This window comes from Herminiimonas aquatilis, from assembly GCF_042665175.1.
Lineage (GTDB): Bacteria > Pseudomonadota > Gammaproteobacteria > Burkholderiales > Burkholderiaceae_D > Oxalicibacterium > Oxalicibacterium aquatilis.
Genome location: NZ_JBHTCC010000001.1, coordinates 767,893 through 791,076 on the forward strand (window position 1 = coordinate 767,893; position 23,184 = coordinate 791,076).

At 52.3% G+C, this 23,184-nt stretch carries 20 protein-coding genes; 12 read left to right on the forward strand and 8 right to left on the reverse strand.

The genetic code is table 11. From position 1 onward, the window contains the following. Positions 1 to 12 precede the first annotated feature (12 nt). Positions 13 to 1,212 (reverse strand): NO-inducible flavohemoprotein, encoded by a 1,200-nt coding sequence (gene hmpA, locus ACFQO0_RS03530; protein WP_382232649.1) that lies wholly within the window; start codon positions 1,210 to 1,212, stop codon positions 13 to 15. A gap of 80 nt (positions 1,213 to 1,292) precedes the next feature. After that, positions 1,293 to 1,748, reverse strand: coding sequence for an RrF2 family transcriptional regulator (locus tag ACFQO0_RS03535; RefSeq protein WP_382232650.1), 456 nt, complete (start codon positions 1,746 to 1,748; stop codon positions 1,293 to 1,295). 210 nt (positions 1,749 to 1,958) lie between these two features. Between ACFQO0_RS03535 and ACFQO0_RS03540 the strand changes: the two genes are divergently transcribed. Then, entirely contained in the window at positions 1,959 to 2,216 is a 258-nt protein-coding gene (locus tag ACFQO0_RS03540) for a hypothetical protein (RefSeq protein ID WP_382232651.1), read from the forward strand. A 60-nt stretch (positions 2,217 to 2,276) separates the two neighbouring features. On the opposite strand, the gene ACFQO0_RS03545 is transcribed toward ACFQO0_RS03540, so the two are convergent. Continuing rightward, a complete protein-coding gene (locus ACFQO0_RS03545; RefSeq protein ID WP_382232652.1) occupies positions 2,277 to 3,869 on the reverse strand; it encodes a sensor domain-containing diguanylate cyclase in 1,593 nt (530 codons plus the stop codon). 221 nt (positions 3,870 to 4,090) lie between these two features. Further along, entirely contained in the window at positions 4,091 to 4,471 is a 381-nt protein-coding gene (locus ACFQO0_RS03550) for a YkvA family protein (protein WP_382232653.1), read from the reverse strand. A gap of 150 nt (positions 4,472 to 4,621) precedes the next feature. Here ACFQO0_RS03550 and ACFQO0_RS03555 point away from each other — a divergent pair, with 150 nt between their 5' ends. Beyond that, positions 4,622 to 5,572, forward strand: a complete 951-nt coding sequence (locus ACFQO0_RS03555) for a 5'-nucleotidase (protein WP_382232654.1) — start codon at positions 4,622 to 4,624, stop codon at positions 5,570 to 5,572. Between the two features lie 69 nt (positions 5,573 to 5,641). Here the strand turns inward: ACFQO0_RS03555 and ACFQO0_RS03560 are convergent, their stop codons facing one another. Continuing rightward, positions 5,642 to 7,954, reverse strand: a complete 2,313-nt coding sequence (locus ACFQO0_RS03560; RefSeq protein ID WP_382232655.1) for an NADP-dependent malic enzyme — start codon at positions 7,952 to 7,954, stop codon at positions 5,642 to 5,644. Between the two features lie 441 nt (positions 7,955 to 8,395). On the opposite strand from ACFQO0_RS03560, the gene ACFQO0_RS03565 reads away from it, so the two are divergent. From ACFQO0_RS03565 to ACFQO0_RS03580, 4 genes are all read left to right on the forward strand, one after another. After that, positions 8,396 to 9,586, forward strand: coding sequence for an NAD(P)/FAD-dependent oxidoreductase (locus ACFQO0_RS03565; protein WP_382232656.1), 1,191 nt, complete (start codon positions 8,396 to 8,398; stop codon positions 9,584 to 9,586). Positions 9,587 to 9,758: 172 nt separating this feature from the next. Next, on the forward strand, positions 9,759 to 10,718 hold the full coding sequence (gene thiL, locus ACFQO0_RS03570; protein ID WP_382233999.1) for a thiamine-phosphate kinase: 960 nt from the start codon (positions 9,759 to 9,761) through the stop codon (positions 10,716 to 10,718). Between the two features lie 58 nt (positions 10,719 to 10,776). Further along, positions 10,777 to 11,244 (forward strand): phosphatidylglycerophosphatase A family protein, encoded by a 468-nt coding sequence (locus ACFQO0_RS03575; RefSeq protein WP_382232657.1) that lies wholly within the window; start codon positions 10,777 to 10,779, stop codon positions 11,242 to 11,244. A 2-nt stretch (positions 11,245 to 11,246) separates the two neighbouring features. Beyond that, positions 11,247 to 11,765: a CinA family protein gene (locus tag ACFQO0_RS03580; protein ID WP_382232658.1), complete on the forward strand. Its 519-nt coding sequence runs from the start codon at positions 11,247 to 11,249 to the stop codon at positions 11,763 to 11,765. Positions 11,766 to 11,965: 200 nt separating this feature from the next. On the opposite strand, the gene pyrF is transcribed toward ACFQO0_RS03580, so the two are convergent. Next, positions 11,966 to 12,781 carry an orotidine-5'-phosphate decarboxylase gene (gene pyrF / locus ACFQO0_RS03585; protein WP_382234001.1) on the reverse strand — a complete coding sequence of 272 codons (816 nt, stop codon included), beginning with the start codon at positions 12,779 to 12,781 and terminating at the stop codon, positions 11,966 to 11,968. 93 nt (positions 12,782 to 12,874) lie between these two features. Here pyrF and ACFQO0_RS03590 point away from each other — a divergent pair, with 93 nt between their 5' ends. The 4 genes from ACFQO0_RS03590 (at position 12,875) to ACFQO0_RS03605 (ending at position 15,778) form a co-directional block, all read left to right on the forward strand. Next, positions 12,875 to 13,765 carry a DMT family transporter gene (locus ACFQO0_RS03590; RefSeq protein WP_382232659.1) on the forward strand — a complete coding sequence of 297 codons (891 nt, stop codon included), beginning with the start codon at positions 12,875 to 12,877 and terminating at the stop codon, positions 13,763 to 13,765. 91 nt (positions 13,766 to 13,856) lie between these two features. Next, positions 13,857 to 14,450 carry a LemA family protein gene (locus ACFQO0_RS03595; protein ID WP_382232660.1) on the forward strand — a complete coding sequence of 198 codons (594 nt, stop codon included), beginning with the start codon at positions 13,857 to 13,859 and terminating at the stop codon, positions 14,448 to 14,450. A 15-nt stretch (positions 14,451 to 14,465) separates the two neighbouring features. Further along, complete coding sequence (locus tag ACFQO0_RS03600; RefSeq protein ID WP_382232662.1) at positions 14,466 to 15,266, forward strand: TPM domain-containing protein; 801 nt, start codon at positions 14,466 to 14,468, stop codon at positions 15,264 to 15,266. Then, complete coding sequence (locus ACFQO0_RS03605) at positions 15,266 to 15,778, forward strand: TPM domain-containing protein (protein ID WP_382232663.1); 513 nt, start codon at positions 15,266 to 15,268, stop codon at positions 15,776 to 15,778. Before ACFQO0_RS03600 ends, ACFQO0_RS03605 begins: the two co-directional genes overlap by 1 nt. Positions 15,779 to 15,864: 86 nt before the next feature. On the opposite strand, the gene dacB is transcribed toward ACFQO0_RS03605, so the two are convergent. After that, complete coding sequence (gene dacB, locus ACFQO0_RS03610; RefSeq protein ID WP_382232664.1) at positions 15,865 to 17,289, reverse strand: D-alanyl-D-alanine carboxypeptidase/D-alanyl-D-alanine endopeptidase; 1,425 nt, start codon at positions 17,287 to 17,289, stop codon at positions 15,865 to 15,867. Between the two features lie 384 nt (positions 17,290 to 17,673). Here dacB and ACFQO0_RS03615 point away from each other — a divergent pair, with 384 nt between their 5' ends. After that, complete coding sequence (locus ACFQO0_RS03615) at positions 17,674 to 18,726, forward strand: HEAT repeat domain-containing protein (protein WP_382232665.1); 1,053 nt, start codon at positions 17,674 to 17,676, stop codon at positions 18,724 to 18,726. Beyond that, on the forward strand, positions 18,723 to 20,111 hold the full coding sequence (locus ACFQO0_RS03620; RefSeq protein WP_382232666.1) for a glycosyltransferase family 2 protein: 1,389 nt from the start codon (positions 18,723 to 18,725) through the stop codon (positions 20,109 to 20,111). The genes ACFQO0_RS03615 and ACFQO0_RS03620 overlap by 4 nt, the downstream gene beginning before the upstream one ends. 58 nt (positions 20,112 to 20,169) lie before the next feature. Here the strand turns inward: ACFQO0_RS03620 and ACFQO0_RS03625 are convergent, their stop codons facing one another. Further along, on the reverse strand, positions 20,170 to 23,034 hold the full coding sequence (locus ACFQO0_RS03625; protein WP_382232667.1) for a bifunctional diguanylate cyclase/phosphodiesterase: 2,865 nt from the start codon (positions 23,032 to 23,034) through the stop codon (positions 20,170 to 20,172). Positions 23,035 to 23,184 lie beyond the last annotated feature (150 nt).

A 23,184-nucleotide genomic window follows, 5' to 3' on the forward strand; every position in this document is an offset into this window, starting at 1 on the left:
AGACGTCTTCTTTTAAATCAGATGGTCCAGCATGTCGGGGCCGAACACTTCGCGGTGCAGGTGATGTGCGGGCACACCTTGCGCAACCAGATCCGCCCATTGGGTCTGCATGAATGGCAATGGACCGCACATGTATACCTTTGCCTTGTCCACTTCCCACGACGGCAATTTTTTCAATTGCATTCTGCCAGCCATGCAGGTCAAACTATCCTGATCGACCTTGTCATCCTCGTAAAAAGTAACGCTGTGCAAATTCGGCATCAGCGCGACGGCTTTTGCTATATCGGCGCGATGCGGATGGTGACTTGCATTGCGTGCTGCATGCGCAAAAATGACGCGGCGACCTGGGGATACCTTTGCAATCCGGTTCAACGCAGAGATCATGGGAGTAATGCCGACGCCAGCCGACAGCAGAACGATAGGCTCATCTCCTTCCGTATCGGGAGTGAAGTCACCGAACGGCTTACTCACTGGAATGATGCTGCCAACTTCTACATTGTCATGTAACCAGTTAGACACCATGCCTGCCGGTGTTTCCTTGCCGGCTATTTCACGCTTGACCGAGATGCGCAGGTGCTGATGATCCGGCGTATCGGACAAACTGTACTGACGAAGCTGGCGCAGGCCGTCCGCAAGATGCACGGCTACGCTGATGTATTGGCCTGGCTTGAATGACGGCAATTGGCCCTCCACCGGTACTAGAGAGAACGATTTGATCTGGTCGCTTTGCAGATCGACGGCGACCACGCGCATGTCAAACAAATCGCCCGGCTCCGTTCCCGCCGCTTTGTACAATCTTTTCTCTTCATCGATCAAGGCCTGAGCGAGCAGGCCATACGCTTCTGCCCACGCTGCGATTAACTCCGGGGTTGCTGCATCACCAAGCACTTGCTTGATGGACTCGAGCAAATGATGACCGACGATAGGATAGTGTTCAGCTTTCACACCCAAAGAAACATGCTTGTGCACGATGCGTGAAATTACTGGTGCCAATGCAGCCTGATTATCGATGTTTGCGGCATAGGCAAACACGGCGGAGGCGAGCGACTGCTGCTGCGAACCATTAGCTTGATTGCCGGCGTTGAATACATTATGTAATTCAGGATGGGCGGCAAATAGCGCCTTGTAAAAAACCTGGGTGATGGCAAGACCATGTTCACGCAAAACGGGGACACTCGCATCGATGTACGGACGGGATTCAGCTGATAACATTTTCACTCCTATGTAGCATTTTAAATGCAACTTATAAGTTTTAAAAAAAGACCTTGCGGTCCGGTTATTTAAAAATCGCGCTAGATACTAGCGCGATCCATCAAGAAAACACGATGCATATGAACAATCTGTTCACCGACATTGCCGCCGACTATGTCTGCCAGCGTGTACTGATTCATGGCGTCGTAAAATGCTTCAACCCCCACTTTCAATGCATTGCGCAAAACACAATCCCCCGAAAGTCGGCAACCAAGGCCTTCGCAATCAACCAGTTCGGTATCACCTTCAAGCACACGCAAGGCAACGCCTATGCGCAACTTGTCGGGCTCGATCGCAAGCCGGATACCGCCATTGCGGCCGCGTACAGCATCGATCCAGCCCATTTTTGCCAGTGCACCTACCACTTTGACCAAATGATTATGGGGTACGTCAAACTGCACGGCGACTTCTGCAACTGTCACTGCCGGAGTGCGGGCTTCCTTTGCCAAGTACATCAGCACGCGCAATCCAATATCCGAGAATCTAGTGAGTTTCATCAGTCAGTGCACTCCAATGGAGTCATTTTATTTAATATGCATTTTAAAAGCAACATATGATTTTATTCCGTTTTTTGACAATGAAATACCACGAGCAAGCAATGTGCCAACCAAGTGCTATTGCCGTAAATGCCATCTTGATTTTTATCCAGCCAATTGAAAATTCCGGATGCTAGAATGCGCGTACATCTGTATTAAGGAACAAATACCATGCTGATCGCTTTTATCGGGCTATTCGTTGTCTATGCATTGTCGCACTACTGGATTACGTTGAACAAGCGTGATTTCTTCTCGACCGTACTGGTGATCATACTGCCATTTGTCGGCATGTATTACCTTGGATGGAGAGCCTTGTTTTGCTGCCTGCTCGCAGCCTATCTCGGAACCAAATGGGGCCTGAAGAAGTTGCAGCGGAAGCAAACGATACGCGTCTCCTTTTACGAAGACGGTGACGAAACACCAAAGTAAACACGGCAGCAAGCGGCCGTCACGATCCGCCTTGCCCTGGCTGACTTCTGTTTCGTTTTTTTACACGCGTACCACGACCTGATTGCGGCCGTTGCTCTTGGCCTCGTAGAGCGCCTCATCGGCCCGCTTGATGGTTTCATCGATCGTCTCTTCCGTGAGCCGGTAGCGCGATATGCCACAACTCACAGTGAGCGATAGCATCTGGCCATTGACCTCAAATGGACGCGCCATGATGCTGGTGCGCAAACGTTCGGCAATCTGCTGTGCCGCATGTTCATCGGTAGCCGGAAATGCCATGATGAACTCTTCGCCGCCAAACCGGGCAAATACATCGTCGGCGCGCAATATATCCTTGCAGGCCGATGTCAACAACTGCAAGACCTTGTCGCCTGTAGGGTGGCCGTATACATCGTTGATCCGCTTGAAGTAATCAACATCGATCATCATGATCGATAGTGCGCAATCGGCATGATGAATGTCATCGGCAAGCTTGCCAACCACATCAAGAAAATAACGGCGATTGTAGGCACCCGTCAGCGAATCGGTAATCGATACGATGCGCATCTCTTCGCTGAGTGTCTCTAATTCTTTGTGCTTGTATTCCAGGGCATCGTGCGCGACCTGTAGTGCCAGACGTGAGCGCTCGCGCTCGTGAATCCGACTGCGCGTTTCCAGCAAATACATCACCGCCAAGAGCAGGAAACCGAACATCGCTACCGTCAACATGGCAATGCGTATCGCGACCAGATTAACCGGCTTCATTGGTACAAACACATTCACCATCCACAAAGAACCCGGCAATTGCCCCGAGCGCGCCAGGTACTGAACCTGATGTCTTTCATCAGGTCTATCGTCTGATAGCCTGACATTGACGATGCGCTCATTCGGGCCGAAAGATGTTTCCACCGTGGCCGGCAGAGGGGCCTTCAATACGCGTTCATACTGTCGAGTGCTCTTCACTTTTCTTTCAGCGTCGTCAGTCAGTGTGGCGATCGGGCGATACTTCCAATCGTCTACCGTACTGAGGAAGGCAATGCCGTTTTCATCGGTCACCGTGACTTCCGACAAACTTCTTTCCTGCGCGCGATTCAAATTATCAAAATTATCCATGGCGATCTTGATCACAATCACACCGAGAACTTCGTCATCTTTTTTCACCACGCTGGAAAGGTAATAACCAGGAATCAGGCTGATCGTGCCCATCGCGTAAAACTTGCCTGAGCCATCTTTGACCGCATCCTGAAAGTAAGGACGGAAGCTGTAATTCTGACCAAGGAAAGATGTCTTTTCCTGCCAGTTGCTGGTTGCCACTGTCAGACCACTTGCATCCATCAAGTAGATGACCGCCAGTTGCGTGTCGATATTGAGCTGCTGCAGGAATAAATTGGCGGCGCGAATAACATCCGGATCGTTCTTGCCAAGCAAGGTGCGAATCGTCGCAGGATGGTCAGCAATCATGCCGGGCAAATAGCTGTATTTATCCGCCGGCCCCTGCAACACTGCACTCACAATACTCAAACGCGTATCGGCTTCATGACGAAGATTCTCGATACCACGCTGATGACTCCACGAATAGGCTAGGTAGCCCACACAAGCCATGGCTAAAATTACAATGAGTGCATTGCGAAGACTGTTAATCAGCTTGCTGGCCATGGCTGCACAATCAAAAAAAATTAAATCACTGTCACCCCGACAGATCCAGTTAAAAGACTACCCAAACATTACAAAATGACAGCAGACAAAACCGTCACGAGAAATCGACGGCTTATACGTACTGGGCGCAGATACTAACACTACCTTTTTCAGTGTAAAAACCCGGCGTTCCATCCACGCCACTGATCCAGTCGCGTTCATGACAACATGCGTTATTGAATTTATATCAAACGCCAGCACAGATAAGCCAGCAAACCCCAAAGGGTAACCACAAGCACAGCGCCCAGATAGCTTCTCGGCTTTGCTGCTTGCCTGGTCATCCAATCATCGGCCTGTTGCCTGCAAAAGATCAGTACCGGCGCTGGCAACAAGCGCACTGCAAGCCATATCATCGCCGGCAGCAACAACGCATCATCGATATAGCCGAGCACAGGAATGAAATCCGGTACCAAATCGATAGGACTCAACGCATAGAGAACCGCCAGCACGCACACGATCTTCGCCAATAACGGTGTATCAGGATGCTTGCGTGCGAACCACAGCATCACCGCATCGCGCTTGACCTGCTTGGCCCATAGACTGATTACTTTCCTTAATTTCATATGGTAGATACCTGAAAAGAGCGCATGGGGCGGGAATGCTTATAATGATTCCAGCTACTTTTTTAGCTGTACGCATCATTTGAGTTTATCTTTTTCTCTTGGGCTTACAACAAATTGATGGCAAAGAATAACTTTATAGAAAAATCAATCATGCCTGTTTCACTCGATCGTTTGCTGGTAGTCGGCATCTCATCACGTGCACTATTCGATCTGGAAGTCGAAGAAGCTATTTTTCGCACCCAGGGACTGGAAGCGTATCGTCAACACCAACTCGACAATGAAAATGAAATCCTGAAACTGGGCGCCGGTTTTGCCCTGGTGCGCGCACTGCTCAAACTCAATGCACTCACACCCGGTCAGCGCTTTGTCGAAGTCGTGATCATGTCGCGCAATTCGACAGAAACCTCGATGCGGATATTCAATTCGATCAAACATTACGACCTGGACATTACGCGCGCAGTCTTGTCCGGCGGTGCTTCGCTGGCTCCCTATCTGCAGGCGTTCAACGTCAGCCTGTTCCTTTCGCTGCACGAAGACGATGTCCAAGCGGCGGTCAATTCCAGCGTCGCCGCTGCGCTGCTATACCAAAAACCCGAGAATGCGTTTGAAGAACTGGGACAGATTCGCATCGCATTCGATGGTGATGCGGTCATCTTTTCGGACGAATCAGAACGTATATATCAAACCCAGGGCATAGAAGCATTTGAAAAACACGAACATGAAAATGCATTGAAGCCGCTACCGGAAGGGCCGTTCGCACGCTTGCTGAAAGCGCTGTCATTCATACAGAACAGCTTCAAAAATGTTGAGGGCGGCGCAGGGCCGAACGCTGCGCGGGCATTTTCACCTATCCGTACCGCCCTCGTCACGGCGCGCTCCTCACCTGCGCATGAGCGTGTGATACGCACCTTACGGGCGTGGGATGTGACGATAGATGAAACCTTTTTCATGGGCGGCGTTGCCAAATCCGATGTACTGGCAGCATTCAAGCCGCATATGTTTTTCGATGACCATGCAGGCCATTGCGAGCGCGCATCGCCACTGGTACAAACCGGTCGTGTCCCCATGCGCGATGACATCACCGTCGACAGAAAAATCTAGCAGCATATTCTGCGAGACGAAAAAAAGCCGCTCTGGCAAACCCAGAGCGGCTTTTTTATTATGCAGAGACTAGCGTTCCGCTACTGCATCTGCAACGCACAATGCCGTCATGTTGACGATACGTCGTACCGTTGCCGATGGCGTCAGGATGTGTACCGGCTTTGCGCAGCCGAGCAAAATCGGCCCGATCGCGACACCACTACCGACGGTTGTTTTCAGCAGATTGTAGGCAATATTCGCAGCATCAATATTCGGCATCACGAGCAGATTGGCATCGCCTTTCAACGTCGAATTCGGAATCGCCTTTTTCAGTTGCGCAGAATTGAGGGCGAGATCACCATGCATCTCGCCATCGATTTCCAGATCTGGCGCACGTTCCCTGACCAGATGCAAAACCTTGCGCATCTTTTGCGCCGATTCGCTGTTGCTGGTACCAAAGTTTGAGTGCGACAACAAGGCGACGCGAGGTGCCAGGCCGAAGCGGCGCATCTCTTCCGCTGCCAGGATCGTGATCTCTGCCAATTCTTCCGCAGTCGGATTTTCATTGACATGCGTATCAACAATGAACAATTGACGATCCGACAGAATCAGGCAATTCATCGCCGCATACTCATTGACATTGGCACGCTTGCCCAACACTTGATCGACATATTTTAAATGCAGATCAGTCGTACCGAAGGTGCCGCAAATCATGCCATCGGCATATTTTTTGTGGATCGCCATGGCACCGATCAGCGTATGACGTCTACGCATTTCCAGCTTCGCGTATTGCTCGGTCACGCCCTTGCGCATGGTCATATCCAGATACGTTTGCCAGAAGTCGCGATAGCGATCGTCGTGTTCCGGATTGATGATGGTGAAATCAACATCCGGCTTGATGCGCAAGCCAAAGCGCTCTATCCGTTGCAACAATACAGCTGGACGGCCAATCAGAATAGGTCTGGCCAGTTTTTCATCGACCACGACTTGAACTGCTCGCAATACGCGTTCTTCTTCCGCTTCGGCATACACGATGCGCTTCAGGTCCGGCGGCGTTGCCTTGGCGATCTGGAAGATGGGCTTCATGAAAGTGCCGCTGCGATAAACAAATTGCTGCAGGCGATCGGCGTAGGCTTCCATATCCTTGATAGGACGTGCCGCCACACCGCACTCTTCCGCTGCCTTGGCGACTGCCATCGCGATCTTGATCATCAGGCGCGGATCGAAAGGCATGGGAATGATGTAATCCGGACCGAAGCTCAGATTATTGATGCCGTAGGTCGTCGCCACGATGTCGGATTGCTCGGCCTGCGCCAGCTGCGCAATCGCATGCACGGCTGCGATTTCCATTTCACGCGTAATCGTCGTTGCACCGCAATCGAGTGCGCCGCGGAAAATATATGGGAAGCAGAGAACATTGTTTACCTGATTCGGGAAATCCGAGCGACCAGTTGCAATCACTGCGTCGTCACGCACTGCACGGATTTCATCCGGCAGGATCTCCGGCGTCGGATTCGCGAGCGCGAGAATCACGGGGCGTTTCGCCATCGCCGCAACCATGGCTGGCTTCAACACGCCCCCAGCGGAAAGACCAAGGAAAATATCGGCGTCGGTGATCACCTCGGCCAGGGTACGTGCATCGGTTTTTTGCGCGAACTTTTCCTTGTCCGGATCCATCAGCTCGACACGGCCTTCATAAACTACGCCGGCCAAATCGGTGACAAAGATGTTTTCGCGAGGAAAGCCCAAATCCACCATCAGATCGAGACAGGCGAGCGCCGCAGCGCCAGCGCCGGAAACAACCAGCTTGGCCTTCTTGATATCTTTATTGACGACTTTCAAGCCATTCAGGATCGCGGCTGAGACAATGATCGCAGTGCCGTGCTGATCGTCATGGAAGACTGGAATCTTCATGCGATCACGCAAGGTGCGTTCTATATAAAAACATTCAGGCGCTTTGATGTCTTCCAGATTGATACCGCCGAAAGTCGGCTCCAGCGAGGCAATGATGTCGCACAACTTGTCTGGATCGGTTTCATTGATTTCGATATCGAACACATCGATACCGGCAAATTTCTTGAACAGAACTGCCTTGCCTTCCATCACCGGCTTGGCTGCCAGCGGCCCGATATTCCCCAAACCCAGAACGGCAGTACCGTTGGTGATGACTGCAACCAGATTTCCGCGCGCCGTGTAGCGATACGAATCCGCCGGATTGAGAGCGATTTCTTCGCAGGCGACCGCGACACCCGGCGTATAGGCCAAGGCCAGATCACGCTGATTGGTAACCTGCTTGGTCGGAGTGACGCTGATTTTCCCAGGGGTCGGAAACTCGTGATATTCCAGTGCTGCCTGACGTAACTGAAGGCGAAGTTCTTCTTTCTTGTCGATGTTCGAATCCATACTGAGCAGCCATCCTTTTTAAGCGTAGGGAAGCCTTTGATTTTAGCAGAGGCAATATTTTGATTATTGTTTATATACGTGTTTTCACTAATATTTCAGCCCGCCATGCCTGTAAGCACGTCAAAAATAAGAAGAAAAGCTATCAGATATAAGACTTGCATCAATTTAATTGATAAATGATGCAAACCGTAGTGCGCAAGCCTAGGTAAATACATTGCTATTTTTTTAACACGCCACAGGGTCGGATAGAGCTGATCAGACAGACAAACACTCGGACAAATGCATAAAGATGCATTCAAATATGCGGCAAATTGCACTTGAAAACGGTAACATGGCGGCCGCAGCAGTCTTCGATATGCGCATCGCGGATTGAAAAGTCGGCAGGCACGATCACAAGCGCGTCGTGGAATTCGGCGCGTCATTTTCAAAACAAGGAAAACAATGAAACCGATCATCATCATCGGAGCAGGACTGGCCGGCTACACGGTCGCGCGCGAATTTCGCAAACTGGACAAAGCGACGCCACTGATCATGATCACGGAAGATAGTGGCAACTTCTATTCCAAACCGATGCTGTCGAATGCTTTTGCGCAAAACAAGGATGCGCAACAATTGGTATCGCAGAGTGCGGAAAAAATGGCTGAGCAACTGGACGCGACATTAGTCACGAATACGCGCGTCAACAGTATCGATAGCGCGGCGAAAACTGTGGATACCAGTTCCGGCACTTACGAATATGAAAAACTGGTCCTCGCAGTCGGCGCGCAAGCGATACAGCTTGGTCTAAAAGGCGATGCAGCAAACAAGGTTTTATCGGTTAATCACATCGACGATTACGCAGCATTTCGCGAACGCATCAACGCAGTGGCCAATGCATCACCGGTGCGCGTCGCGATTCTGGGCGCGGGTTTGATCGGTTGCGAATTCGCCGACGACCTGGCAGGTGCCGGACACGCCATTACGCTGATCGATCCGAGTACACGCCCCATGGCTGCATTGGCAGCACCGGCGCTGTCAGCTGGATTGCAGGCCGCGCTGAGTGCGCGCGGCGTGAAGTTTCATCTCGGTACCGTTGCGGAAACCGTCACACACGCCGGTACCGATTTGCACGTCACACTGGCTGATGGCACAACGGTAGAAAGCGATGTCGTCCTGTCCGCAGTCGGCTTGCGTCCGGATCTGCGTTTGGCACATACCGCTCAACTCAAAACCGGACGCGGCATTGTCATCGACACGGCGGGGCAAACCAGCGCGACCGACATTTATGCGCTAGGTGATTGCGCCGAGTACACGTCAACCATAGACGGCAGCACGCGCACCCTGCCCTACATCGCGCCTATCATGACTGCAGGCCGGGCAATTGCACGCACGCTGACTGGTGAACGTACGGAAATCGATCTGAAACCGTCACCGGTACTGATCAAGACTCCAAGCTATCCACTGGCCTTGATACCACCGGCTCCGCACATCGTGGCGAACGGCAACTGGATAGATGAAACCACGGAAACCGGCCGCAATATATGCCGTTTTTACGATGCCAATGGCGTGCTGGAAGGTTTCGGCGTATCACCGCATGACAATGCAATACGCCAGGAATTGCTGGCGGCGCTGGGCCAAAAGGCAAACCAATAAACGTGCTGGTGGTGGTAACCAATGGCGGCAACTAACGCCCGCGATTCATCCGACCGTCATTCTCGTACCAACGAGTATAACGGTTTTTTTCTCTGCGACAATCTGTTACCGCCATCCCATCATCAGTGATGTGGCTGCATCTTCTCTGCACATCATTCTGTACAATGAAGGCATGTCCGAATTCGATCTCATCGCGCACTATTTCGTGCGCCCCGCTCATCCCAAAAACCGCGCCACGCTCGGCATCGGTGACGATTGTGCATTGCTGCTGCAGCAAGATGGAATGCAAACCGCCATTTCGTCCGACATGCTGGTCGAAGATCGTCATTTTTTTGCCGGAGCGGATGCCTATAAACTCGGACACAAATCCCTGGCCGTCAATTTGTCGGATCTGGCAGCGATGGGGGCAGAACCTGTCGCATTCACGCTGGCATTGTCATTGCCCAGCGCAGACGAACCGTGGTTGGCGAATTTTTCTGCCGGCCTGTTTGCTTTAGCCGATCAGCACAACTGTGAATTGATAGGCGGCGACACCACCAAGGGGCCGCTGAATATCTGCATCACGATTTTCGGCCAGGCACCTATCGGTACTGCCTTGCGGCGCGATACCGCGCAAATCGGCGACGACATCTGGGTATCAGGCACTTTGGGTGAAGCCCGTCTGGCGTTGGGTGCGATGCGCAAGGAATACGAACTGGATATCGCAACACTCAGTGCCGCCGCCGTACGCCTGTATACGCCGCAACCACGCGTAACGCTCGGCCTTGCATTGCGCGGAATTGCGCATTCGGCGCTCGACATATCCGATGGATTGGTCGGTGATCTCGGCCACATTCTCAAAAAATCCGGCGTTGGCGCCACACTAAATGTCGATGCCCTGCCTGCGGGCGCCGCTTTGCAAAACCAGCCTAAGGAATTACGCAGGCGCTTCACACTGGCCGGCGGCGATGATTATGAACTGTGCTTTACCGCTCCCGTATCCAAACGCGAAGCTGTGCTCGGTGCCGCATTGGCCGCCGATACCAACGTCACGCGCATCGGTGTGATCGACGAAGCACCAGGAACCCGTTTGCTGGACCGCGATGGCCAGCCTGTCGATCTAAAAATCGCATCTTTCGATCACTTCGCCTGACATGAATTCAACATCGGCATCATCTTCTATCATTACCGTAAGGCCTAACTCCGGTTTTATGTTGTCCCATTCGGCGCACATGATTGCACTGGGTTTCGGCAGTGGTTTGTCGAAAATCATGCCGGGTACCTTTGGCACACTGTTCGGCTGGTTGTCATTCCATGTATTAACCTTGCGCTGGCCGGAAGTCTTTTCGACAACCAACTGGTGGATCATCATCGTGGCCGGTTTTTTTGTCGGCGTCTGGGCGTGTGATAAAACCGGGCGCGATCTCGGCGTTGCCGATCACGGCAGCATGGTGTGGGATGAAGTGATCGCGATATGGCTGGTGATGCTGTTCATCACGCCTGCCGATCTGTGGACGCAGTTCTATGCTTTCCTGATATTCCGTTTCTTTGACATGGTCAAACCGCCGCCCATCAATTATTTCGACAGGCGTTTCAAGGGTGGCATGGGCGTCATGTTCGACGACATCGTCGCTGCATTTTTCACGCTGCTGGTGTTTGCGATATGGCGCACGATATAAGTATGCAAGTGGACGCACAGGACATCGTCGCGCTTGCCGCTCTGGTTGGGCAGCAATTGAAGCATCGCGGACTGATATTGGCGACTGCGGAATCATGTACCGGTGGTGGCGTAGCACAAGCCATTACCGAAATTGCTGGGTCATCGACATGGTTCGATTGCGGTTTCATTACCTATTCCAACGCCTCGAAGATGGCTTTGCTGCAAGTCGCGTCCGATGTGCTGGACCAGCATGGCGCCGTCAGCAATGAAACGGCAACAGCCATGTGCCAAGGCGCATTGCGCAATAGTCTGGCAACGGTAGCGCTGTCGACTACAGGTATTGCCGGTCCTGATGGTGCGGTTCCGGGCAAACCGGTAGGCACGATTTATTTTGGCTGGGCTTGCGGAGATGTGACGCGGGTAGAACGCGTGCTCTTTAACGGCGATCGCCATTCGATCAGGGAACAAACCGTCAGGCATGCTTTGCGTGGTTTGCTAACACTACTTGAAAGCAACACATTCATTCATCCCCGGGGATAATCGATGCGGGCATGCCTGCATCCACAATCGTCTAATTAAAACAAAAAGAACAAGGTCATGGCAGCTAGCGCGATGGCGGATGCCATCGTCTTGGCAGGATGATTTTCAATCAGGTAATTCATGACAGGAAGGCCGTTAATTCAGATGCCGCAGTATAGGGCTCCCCTGACTGCGTATCTATCCCATGAATATGGGAATTGTTATTTGCAATACTGATTGATCGCGTCACGCGTATCCAGTGCCACTTGCCGCGCAGCTTGCGCAAAATTCTCGTCCGCCTTCGCGTACAAAATCGCGCGTGATGAATTGATCATCATGCCACTTCCGTTTGCCGTGCGCCCCGCCTCAACCGTCGCCTTGATATCGCCACCCTGCGCGCCGATACCGGGAATCAGCAAAGGCATCTCCCCCACTATTGCACGCACCTGCGCCAGTTCATGCGGGAAGGTTGCGCCTACTACCAGCGCGCATTGGCCATTGCCGTTCCATTTGTCCGCAACCAGACGCGCCACGTGTTGATACAGAGGCTGGCCGTCAACATTCAAGAATTGCAGATCCGAGCCACCCGGATTGGAAGTGCGGCACAACACGATCACGCCCTTGTCTTCGCGCTCCAGATACGGTTGCACAGAATCGAAGCCCATATACGGATTAACTGTCACTGCATCGGCACCGTAACGCTCAAAAGCCTCACGCGCATACTGTTCTGCAGTCGCACCGATATCGCCGCGTTTGGCATCCAGCACTATAGGAATATGCGGATAACGTTCGCGCAAATATTTGCAGATTTCTTCGAGCTGATCCTCGGCACGCAAGGCAGCGAAATAGGCGATCTGCGGCTTGAATGCGCAGGCAGTATCCGCCGTAGCATCGATAATCGTTTTGCAGAAAGTCAGAATCGCATCCGGCTTGCCTTGCAAATGGGCGGGAAACTTGGTCAGATCAGGATCGAGCCCGATGCAGAGTTGCGAATGTTGCGTCTGCCAAGCAGCCGATAATTGTTCTATAAAGGTCACAGCGATATCTCTCTTTTTCGTGCAGACCGTATTGTAACTCGTCATGTTATCGTGCCGTATCAGATCGTTCCGCTCACGTATCACTTCTTCCCCATGACATCGTTTTCCCGCAAAGACTGGATTCTGTTGGCTCTCCTCACGCTGTGCTGGGGTATCAACTGGCCCGTCATGAAGATGGCGGTGCAGGATTTTCCGCCGATTGCCTTCCGCACGCTATGCATCATGGGCGCGGTTCCGGTTTTATGGCTGGCAGCACGCTGGAGCAGCACTTCGCTAAAGGTATCGCGTGACGATCTGGGAACCATTTTCACGCTGGCCATTCCTAATATCATTATTTGGAATACCTTCATGATAGTCGGCGTAAAAATGCTGTCATCCGGACGCGCGGCTATCCTGGGCTATACGATGCCGATCTGGGCGGTGCTTTCCGGTTTGATCTTTTTTCGGGATCGCATTAGTCGGCTCGGCTGGCTGGGAATAGCATTTGCAATCAGCGGTGCGTTATTACTGTTATCCAGCGAATATGCCAATCTGCGCGGCCAACCCTTGGGCAGCGTGATGACGCTGGTTGCGGCAGCCGCCTGGGGATATGGCACAGTCTTGATGAAACGCACAAAGATGGAACTCCCGACCATCGCACTGACGTTCTGGATGCTGCTGATGGCAAGTGTATGCATGGGCATCACGTCGGCCTTGTTCGAATATCAGTTGTGGCGCATGCCGACAGCGAAGGAAGCGGCGGCCATTGCCTACAACGGGCTCATCATCTTTGGCTTTGCGCAGGTGATCTGGTTTTCTCTGGCGCGCAGACTACCGCCCGTGGCATCCAGTTTGTCGGTGATGATGATTCCGGTGTTGGGTGTTTTTTCCGGCGCATGGTGGTTGAATGAAACACCGCACTGGCAGGATTATGTTGCGATGTTGCTGATTTTGATGGCGATGAGCACGGTACTATTGAAACCTCGTATCAACGGCATCAAATAAGCGAGACCTCAGAGAATCGGTTCTGGAAGACAATTCCGAATGATATCCAACATTGCACTCATAAGAATTTTTGTATTCACGGAGAAATAAAATGACGAAATTATTGAAATGGCTGACGATTGCCGCGTTGGTGTCGATGCTGAGTGCATGCGGCTATAACGACTTCCAGACCAAGGATGAGGCAACCAAAGCCGCATGGAGCGAAGTCGTCAATCAATACCAGCGTCGGGCCGACTTGATTCCGAACCTGGTGAATACGGTTAAAGGTTACGCATCGCATGAGCGTGAAACCCTGGAGGCAGTCACCAAGGCACGCGCCGCTGCGACCAGCTTCCAGATCACACCGGAGGTATTGAACGATCCGCAGGCTTTTCAGAAGTTTCAACAAGTACAGGGCGAGCTGTCTTCTGCCTTGTCGCGCTTGATGGCGATCTCGGAAAACTATCCGCAACTCAAAGCCGATACCAGTTTCCGCGATCTGCAATCGCAGCTGGAAGGCACCGAAAACCGGATTACCGTTGCACGTCAGCGTTACATCGTTTCGGTGCAGGAATATAACGTGCTGGCACGCAGCTTCCCGACCAATATCACGGCCAAGGTTTTCGGCTATCCGGTGAAACCATCGTTCACCGTCGAAAACGAGAAAGCGATTTCCGCTCCGCCTGCCGTTAATTTCGGCAAGTAAGGCAGACGCCAAGAAATGAAAATCCTGCGACCTCTGCTGGCCTGTACGCTCGCATTCTTTTGCATACTGACCAGCGCACAGAATCTGGTCCCCGTGCCGCCGCTCGCTGCGCGCGTCACCGACCAGATCGGCATGTTGAATGCCGGCCAGCGGACTACGCTGGAAAATATATTGGCGGAGTACGAAACGCGTACCGGTAGCCAGATTGCTGTGCTACTGGTCAGCACAACCGAGCCGGAAACCATAGAGCAATACAGCATACGCGTCGCCGATGCCTGGAAACTGGGACGCAAAGGAGTGGATGATGGCGTGATCCTGCTGATTGCAAAAAATAATTCGGCTGCATCCGGTCGCATGCGCATTGAAACCGGGCGCGGCGTGCAAGGTGTATTGACTGACGCCCAATCCAAACGCGTATTACAGGATGTGATCGCGCCGCATTTTCGCCAGAGTGATTATTACGGCGGATTGGCAGCGGGTATTTCTGTCATCACCAGCCTGCTCGACAAAGAAGCCTTTCCCGAACCCGCACAGGGCGGCAAGGCTCAAGGCGATGACGGCTTCGGCTGGTCGCCCTTCATTTTCTTTGCCTTCCTGGTCTTGATCACAATGATGCGCAGCCGAGGCGGCAGGCGCGGTCATAATCGTGACGATTGGGGCAATTCTGCCGGCGTGATCCTGGGTGCCGCCCTTGGCCATGAACTCGGCCGTCATTCGTCGAGTGGTGGTTTCGGCAGCAGCGGTGGATTTGGGGGCGGCGGCTTTTCCGGCGGTGGCGGTGGTTTTGACGGCGGCGGCGCCTCGGGGAACTGGTAATGAATAAAATCTCACGCGCTTTTCGGCACATAAAAACCACGAAGGCACATGGCAAGAGCGCTTTTCCCAAGACCACGCTGTCCGCCATTCAAGCGCTGATCTCGGAAGGTGAAAACAGACATCGTGCTGAAGTCAGGCTGATTGTTGAACCATCGCTGGATCTGGCTGCTGTCATGCGCGGCATGACGTCGCGCGAACGCGCAGGCGAATTGTTTACGCAATACCGTATCTGGGATACCGAAGAAAACTGCGGCGTACTGATTTATATCAACCTTGCCGATCACCAGGTCGAGATCATTGCCGACCGCGGCATCGCACGCCTCATTCCACAAGATCACTGGCAGGCAGTGTGCAAAACCATGACAGATGGCTTTGCACAAGGCCTGTATCAAGACAGCGCATTGAATGGACTGCAGCAACTGAATGCCATCCTGAAAAAATATTTTCCTGAACGTGAAGCACCACATCCGCCACAAGCCAACCAATTATCGAATCAGCCTATCCTGCTTTAATTCACTGCCATCGATTTACACGCGTCATTTCTCTGTGCGTGTAGGCAATCGAAATGCTCGCTGTACATGCACGACATGCAGCGGCATCACCCATTTTCATATATCCACTGCAGCAGCGCATCATGTGCGGCCTGGCCGCCCGGTGCGTTGATGTGATTGATGATGCACACGACTGCGTAGCGTTTGCCAGATACCGCCAGCACATACCCGGCCACTGCGCGCACGTCATTCAAGGAACCGGTTTTAATGTGCGCGCGCCCCGCCACTGTTTGCGTCAACAGACGCTTGCGCATCGTGCCATCGTAGCCCGCCAGCGGCAATGCGGACATTAACTCCGGCATGATCGGCGATTGAAAAGCGGCAACCAGCATGCGGCCCATCGACTCTGCCGAAATACGTTCCGAGCGTGACAAACCCGAACCGTTTTCTATCACCAACTGGCTCGCATCTATCCCCTTTCCCGTCAGCCATGTCTTGATGACGCGCGCTCCCCGCTCCGGATTTGCCGGCACCTTCAGCACATCCGATGCGAGGGTCAACAATAATTGACGCGCCATTACATTGTTGCTGTACTTGTTGATGTCGCGTATCACTTCCGGCAAGGCTGGCGACTGCCATTCCGTAACAAAACGTGCATTCGGTGGCACCAACCCGTCAACAATGGCACCTTTGAAAATGCCGCCGACATCTGCCCACAAGTCGCGAAAAACCAGACCGAAATATTCTGCTGAGGTCATCTGATAAGGATGCAAATACCAGGTCTTTTCGCCGCAAGCGGCCGGGAATGCTCCTGCGAATTGCGTACTATTTCGCTCCAGCACAGGCAGCATTCTGGCTTGCCAGTCTGTGCAAGGGCCGTCGGAGAAAACTGGCAACGCGATCGGATACGCACCCAGCGGCGGATCGACGCTGACATTCACGACACGGCGGTTTATGTCGGGCAGGAAATGGAAGGCAAATACCTTGTAATTCAGCAGCAAGGCATCCGGACCGGCGTTATACGGTTTTAAGGGATCGCCGTCGAAGCGGGATGCGTCATACGACATATCTTCAAAAACACTGCGATCAAGAATCAGGTTGCCGTGAATCTCACGTATCCCCGCAGCGCGAATTTGACGCAAAAATTGCCAGAATTTTTCGGTAACCAATTTGGGATCGCCACTACCCTTGATGACCAGATCACCGTTCAGCACATCACCGTTTTGCGTTCCAGTGGCATAGACCTGAGTTTTCCAGGTAAAGGCTGGGCCCAGGATATCGAGTGCCGCGTTACTCGTCACCAGTTTCATGGTGGAAGCCGGATTGAAGCCCTGCGTGCTATTAATCGCGATGCGAGGTACCGGCCCCGAGACGTCCTGTACATAAGTCGCCACTGCACTCTGCGGAATGCCGCTTCGCTTCAATGCATCAGCCACCGTGCTAGGCAGGCCTGCAGCCTGCGCGCAGGAAATTCCGACATGGATGGAAACAAGCAGGGATACAACGGGCAATAAGAGTCGAGTGATTCGCATGGCAATGAATGGAATGGGAAGCCTGAATTATTGCATGCACTGCAAAATGCCCGACATCCGTTTGCTGCATCAACAACTTTCCGTCTCCGCACATCGGCTGATTGTTGTGCAAAAGAGTCGAATGTTTCAATCCTGTCAAAAACGGAATGAGGATACGAGCGATATCACTATCTTGCCGAAAATCAGCATTACAATTAGATGCTGTAATGCATCACTTCCACTTGCTTGCAAGACAACCTCAATATGTTGTACTCCCATCGATCGTCCGGCCCCGCCAGTAGCACGTCAACCAGATTCAAATTTGAGTCAGGGGCGACACATGAGCACGCATGACATGGTCGCTGCAGGTGCAACAGATAGCGCACTTTTAATAGACATTACTCAATGATCAGTGCATCTCAAGACCCACACTATGCATGCTTCGCCTGGATAGGAATCGGAGCGATTGGCCTGACCTTGTTGCTGGTTTTAATGATGGTATGTCTACGCATGGCACTCAATCGCAGGACACAGAAAGAACAGGCTTTTCTGTCAGTCTGGCGTCCTTTGCTGTTGAGTTCGCTGCACTCTTCAGTTCCTGCAATTTTGCCGACTATCGGAGCAGGCGAACGCGTGTACTTTCTCAAGCTGTGGAACAACTTGATGCGCACCTCACATGGCGAAGCAAAAGGCAATCTGGTCAGCATCGCCTATTCAGTGGGTTGCGATTATTTCTCACGGCGCCTGCTCAGGCATGGTGATCGTGTCGATTGTTTGCTCGCAACATTGGCGCTCGGTCATATGCGCGATCATCCATCGTGGGACTTGCTCGTCACTCAAACGCTGGCAGCCGATCATGTCACGTCGAGCTATGCATTCCAGGCACTCGTGCAGATAGATGCAGAAGCGACTGCCCGGCAATTAATGCCCTTGTTGCTAGCGCGTGAAGATTGGCCAATTACACATGTGGTAACGATACTGCAATCTGCGCAAGGCGCATTTCTACAACCATTACTGGAAGCGACTAGCGACATCAAATCAGTGCATCTGGTTCGGACCTTGCGTCTGATCGAAGCATTGCACTTGGCAATACCGCAAGCCATCGTTTTGCGCCTGCTGGATCAGGCGAACGATACCGACACGATCATCGCTGCCTTGCGCATAGCAAACGATGCCGGTCTACTGACACATGTACGCGCCTGTCTGAACCATCCTGACTGGCGCGTCAGAGTACAGGCGGCAAAGATTCTAGGACGCATAGGCGAACATGCCGATATCAATCGCCTGGTTCCCTTGCTGGCCGATCGCGAATGGTGGGTGCGCTACCGGGCGGCGCGCGCACTTGTCAGCATGCCGTTTTTCAGCATCGTAGAAATAGAGCAGCTGCGCGACAATCTTTCCGACCGCTTTGCACGCGACATGCTGGGCCAGGTACTCGCTGAAAGAACTCCGGCATGACCCTATCCTCATTCGTCGCCGCAGCGACCTGGTGCATACTCGGCTACTTCATTGTTTCCAAGATCAGCTATTTTCTGCTCAATGCCTTATCCATTTTCCGCATGCATCAAATGGAACAGGAAAAAGTACTGGCAGATTTACCTCAGATTTATTCCGGCCTTGAGCAACCGATCACCCTGTTAATGAGCACACACAATAGCGCGGCAACTATTTCCACCTCTGTACATGCGCTATTACAACTCGACTACGCCAATTTCGAAATCATCGTAATTAACGATGGCTCTCAAGATGAGACACTGGATAAGCTGATCAGCACCTTCGGCCTGCATGCATTCCCGGAAGCATATCGGATACAGTTGGCGACCCGGGATGTACATCGGATTTATCGATCAACGCGTTATCCAAACCTGCGCGTCATAGACAAAATATACGGCGGCAAGGCAGATGCACTGAACGCAGGCATCAATGCATCACGCTACCCACTATTCTGCAGCGTCGATGAGCACACGATTCTGCATCGCGACAGCCTGCGCCGCATGGTTGCACCATTCCTGAATCAAGACACGGTGATTGCAACCGCCGGGGCGGTAAGGGTTGCGAACGGTTGCGAGGTGGAAAATGGCTTGCTGCACAAGATTGCAATGCCAAAGCGCTGGCTACCTGTTTTTCAGATCATTGAATACCTGCGCACATCCTTGTTCGCTCCACTAGGTTGGTCAACAATGAACGGCATGCTGATTGCTCCAGCAGCCGGTGTCGGATTATTTCAGAAGGCAGTGGTGATTGCAGCCGGCGGTTATCGTATTGATACAACCACCGAAAACATGGAACTCATCGTCCGCCTGCACCGATTGATGCGCCAGCAACAGCGGGAATATCAAATCACTTTTGTCGCCGACCCTGTGTGCTGGCAGCAAGTGCCGGAAGACCTGGCAACATTGAAACGTCAGCGCATGCGATGGCAGTGCGGTTTGCTGGACAGCCTGAGCCAAAATACCGGATTGCTGTTTTCGCGTAACGGCGGCGTGCCGGGACGACTGGCATTCCCGTTTTTCCTTGTGTTTGAATGCCTGGGGCCCATTCTTGAATTATTCGGCTATGTATTCATTCTTCTAACCTATGCTTGCGGTGTGCTGTCACTACAAGCCTTCATGGCTTTCTTTTCGATTGCTATAGGTTTGGGAGTTTTATTGTCGGCCTCCGGCCTGCTACTGGAAGAAATGTCCTTCCATCTGTATCCCAAGGCAAGCGATATAGCGAAGCTGGCTAGCGTCGCAATTCTCGGCAATCTCGGCTATCGTCAGTTGAATATTGTGTGGCGTTCAATCAGCACCGCCCGCTGGCTGCTGGATTACAAAGAAAGGACAAGTAGCCCAGAGCGCTGAATAAAGGGAAAATTCATGTTGAGCTGATCGCTAAAACAAATTCAACCGCACGCTTGTTTCACAGTGTCAACATCTCGATCGGTAGACGCTTGCCTTCTTCCAGCATCACTGTCATTGCATCAGCCGTGACTGGGCGACTGAAGAAGTATCCCTGAATTTGATCACAGTCATGTTCGCGCAGATAGGTAAGCTGCGCTTCTGTTTCGACACCCTCTGCAATCACCTGTAATCGCAAACTGTGCGCCAGTGAAACGATGGAAGCAACGATGGCGGCATCGTCCGGATCAATGGTAATGTCATTGACAAACGAGCGATCGATTTTCAAGACATCGATAGGGAAACGTTTGAGGTAGGACAGGCTTGAATAACCGGTGCCAAAATCGTCAATCGACAGTTTGACGCCCAGTGCCTTCAGTTCGCGCAGAATACCGATCGCGCGATCGACGTCCGCCATCACCAGGCTTTCCGTCAATTCAATTTCCAGATATTCAGGTGCGAGTCCGGCTTCACGCAAACTACTCGCAATTGATTCGACCAGATCTTCTTGTGCAAACTGTCGCGCGGACAAGTTAACCGATATGCGCAAATGCCCGAGCCCGCGTAACTGCCATGCCTTGTTTTGCAAACAGGCGGTACGGATAACCCAAGCTCCTATCGGAACGATCAAACCATTTTCTTCTGCCAGACCGATGAAGCGCACAGGCGGCACCATACCCAGCTCCGGATGTTGCCAGCGTATCAGTGCTTCGACTCCAACAATTTCGCCAGTGCGAAGATCGACTTGCGGCTGATAGTGCAGCATGAATTCTTCACGTTCCAACGCATTGCGCAAATCGCCTTCGATATGCAGGCGCTCCAGCGCGCGCTCATTCATTGCCGAGGTATAGAACTGGAAATTGTTGCGCCCGGTTTCCTTCGCGCGATACATCGCAATGTCTGCGTGCTTGATCAACTCTTCAGGTGTGTCACCATCTGCCGGATAAACTGCAACACCTATACTGCAACTGACAAAAAACTCATGGCCTTCGATCGTCAGCGGCTGTGCAATCGCATCCATGATGCGCTGCACGATATGTGTGGATAATCCAGCATCCGTGCGTTCCGGCAAAATCAAGACAAACTCATCACCGCCCATGCGTGCGACCGTATCCGTATCGCGTACCGCCGCCTGCAAACGCGACGAAACGGAGGTCAACAAAATATCGCCGGCCTGATGACCCAGCGTATCGTTGACGAATTTAAATCGATCAAGATCGACAAACAGTACCCAGATCGGATGCCCGTAACGATAGGCATACGAGACAGCCTGACTCAGTCGGTCGCGTAACAGGCTGCGATTCGCCAGGCCGGTCAACGCATCGCGATTGGTTTGGAATTCCAGCTCGGATTCGTAGCGCTTGGTGGCGGTAATGTCGTATTGCACCACGATGAAATGACTGACCACACCCTCATCATCCTTGACCGGCGCAATGTACAAATCGCTCCAGAACAGAGTGCCGTCCTTGCGGTAGTTGCGCAGGACGGCGTGACCTTCTCTTTCCTCGTTGGCGGTAGCACGAATTTCTTCAATCCCCGGCTGATCGACGTCATCACACCACAGGAAACACAGGTTCATGCCCATCGCTTCTTGTGCGGAATAACCGGTGATGCGTTCGAAGGCCGGATTGACATATTCGATCTGATAGTGCGGTGCGACAGCACTGGTGATGATGATCGAATTTGCGCTGGCTTCGATGGCACGCTCGCGCAATTGCAGCTCTTGTTCGGTACGCTTGCGCGCGGCAATATCAGCGTTCAAATCTTCATTGACCGAACGTAGCTGCGCGGTGCGTTCGTCCACCACCAATTGGATGCGCCTCGATCGATCCACCAGTGTGTGCAAATATATCGCACCGCCGAAACTGAACAGCAAGCCCGCCAAAAACGCCCACAAGGCGGTGCCGCCCTCATGCAAAAACCAGCTAGGTGGGGTTGAAACCACCATATGCCAAGGCTGGCCGGCCACATTGAATACATGCTGATAAGGTTCAGGCTGGTTGTAAAACAGCCATTTTGGAAGACCTATACTCGACTCCATCAATGCCGAGGCTGCGCCCTGACGAAAAACCAGTGCATCATCACGCGTGCTATCGCTGGCATAAACACTGATATTCAAAGGGAGCTTGGCATCCGATACCAGCATGAAGCCGTCAGCCGACAAGGATTTGGCAATCATGTCTCCGCCGCGAAAGACAACGGCTGTGTCACCAATGACAGCCTGACGTCGCTCGGCCACTGTAGTCAGCGGCGCACCCTGCCGATAGACCGGCATCAATACGATTAAACCTTTTTGTGTTCCACTTTCCTGCGTTAATCGCAGCAAACCGGTTGCAGCCGGCTCACCCGTATCTACCGCCAGTTGCATTGCATTATCCTGAAAAGGATAAGAATCGGCGTCTATACCCAGCGCTGCCTTGTTTCCTTCCATCGGTTCGATGTAATCGACTACGCGATAGCGCTCCCTTTGCGCTGCCGGCACGGGCGCGCCTTTCGAGATGTCGCCAATCGAAAACCCGGGGAACTGCATGCGCATCGCGGCCTCATATTCCGGACGCTCCTGCGCGGAAACATAACGATGAAAATTTAGTGCTTGAATATAAGGATTACCGGCAAGAAGAGGCGCGGTAAAGGATCGAAATTGTTCGCGGCTGACTGACTCGAACGCAACAAATAGTTGATTAACGTCTTGCAGAACATTGATCGAATTGTCGATTCCATTCTGGATCGCTGCAACCCGTACTTTGGCCTGCTGCTGAAAATCGATATCCACCTTGTCATGCTCAAGGCGGCGCACCGCCGTAAACAAAAGAGCACTAATCAGCACTCCAAGCACAAATGCCAGCAGTGCTGCAAAAGACAGAGAGAAAGGTAGGCGACTACGCATCAATAAAATTTCCTATGCGCTACTGTCTTAAAAACGAATGGGCTATCGAACGATTAAAAGCGCGTGTTTATTTTGCACATATTTATCGAAGCGTAACTGATTTATGTGGTCTTGGTAAGAAGCAATTGTTAATTACTTCAGCAAACAACA

What these genes read in the sequence shown, in the direction of transcription:
- ACFQO0_RS03535 (WP_382232650.1), bottom strand. Translation starts at nt 1,748, where the DNA reads ATGAAACTCACTAGATTCTCGGATATTGGATTGCGCGTGCTGATGTAC.
- ACFQO0_RS03625 (WP_382232667.1), bottom strand. Translation starts at nt 23,034, where the DNA reads ATGCGTAGTCGCCTACCTTTCTCTCTGTCTTTTGCAGCACTGCTGGCA.
- hmpA (WP_382232649.1), bottom strand. Translation starts at nt 1,212, where the DNA reads ATGTTATCAGCTGAATCCCGTCCGTACATCGATGCGAGTGTCCCCGTT.
- thiL (WP_382233999.1), top strand. Translation starts at nt 9,759, where the DNA reads ATGTCCGAATTCGATCTCATCGCGCACTATTTCGTGCGCCCCGCTCAT.
- ACFQO0_RS03595 (WP_382232660.1), top strand. Translation starts at nt 13,857, where the DNA reads ATGACGAAATTATTGAAATGGCTGACGATTGCCGCGTTGGTGTCGATG.
- ACFQO0_RS03575 (WP_382232657.1), top strand. Translation starts at nt 10,777, where the DNA reads ATGTTGTCCCATTCGGCGCACATGATTGCACTGGGTTTCGGCAGTGGT.
- ACFQO0_RS03620 (WP_382232666.1), top strand. Translation starts at nt 18,723, where the DNA reads ATGACCCTATCCTCATTCGTCGCCGCAGCGACCTGGTGCATACTCGGC.
- ACFQO0_RS03580 (WP_382232658.1), top strand. Translation starts at nt 11,247, where the DNA reads ATGCAAGTGGACGCACAGGACATCGTCGCGCTTGCCGCTCTGGTTGGG.
- ACFQO0_RS03555 (WP_382232654.1), top strand. Translation starts at nt 4,622, where the DNA reads ATGCCTGTTTCACTCGATCGTTTGCTGGTAGTCGGCATCTCATCACGT.
- ACFQO0_RS03615 (WP_382232665.1), top strand. Translation starts at nt 17,674, where the DNA reads ATGATCAGTGCATCTCAAGACCCACACTATGCATGCTTCGCCTGGATA.
- ACFQO0_RS03560 (WP_382232655.1), bottom strand. Translation starts at nt 7,954, where the DNA reads ATGGATTCGAACATCGACAAGAAAGAAGAACTTCGCCTTCAGTTACGT.
- ACFQO0_RS03605 (WP_382232663.1), top strand. Translation starts at nt 15,266, where the DNA reads ATGAATAAAATCTCACGCGCTTTTCGGCACATAAAAACCACGAAGGCA.
- ACFQO0_RS03550 (WP_382232653.1), bottom strand. Translation starts at nt 4,471, where the DNA reads ATGAAATTAAGGAAAGTAATCAGTCTATGGGCCAAGCAGGTCAAGCGC.
- ACFQO0_RS03600 (WP_382232662.1), top strand. Translation starts at nt 14,466, where the DNA reads ATGAAAATCCTGCGACCTCTGCTGGCCTGTACGCTCGCATTCTTTTGC.
- ACFQO0_RS03545 (WP_382232652.1), bottom strand. Translation starts at nt 3,869, where the DNA reads ATGGCCAGCAAGCTGATTAACAGTCTTCGCAATGCACTCATTGTAATT.
- ACFQO0_RS03565 (WP_382232656.1), top strand. Translation starts at nt 8,396, where the DNA reads ATGAAACCGATCATCATCATCGGAGCAGGACTGGCCGGCTACACGGTC.
- ACFQO0_RS03540 (WP_382232651.1), top strand. Translation starts at nt 1,959, where the DNA reads ATGCTGATCGCTTTTATCGGGCTATTCGTTGTCTATGCATTGTCGCAC.
- ACFQO0_RS03590 (WP_382232659.1), top strand. Translation starts at nt 12,875, where the DNA reads ATGACATCGTTTTCCCGCAAAGACTGGATTCTGTTGGCTCTCCTCACG.
- dacB (WP_382232664.1), bottom strand. Translation starts at nt 17,289, where the DNA reads ATGCGAATCACTCGACTCTTATTGCCCGTTGTATCCCTGCTTGTTTCC.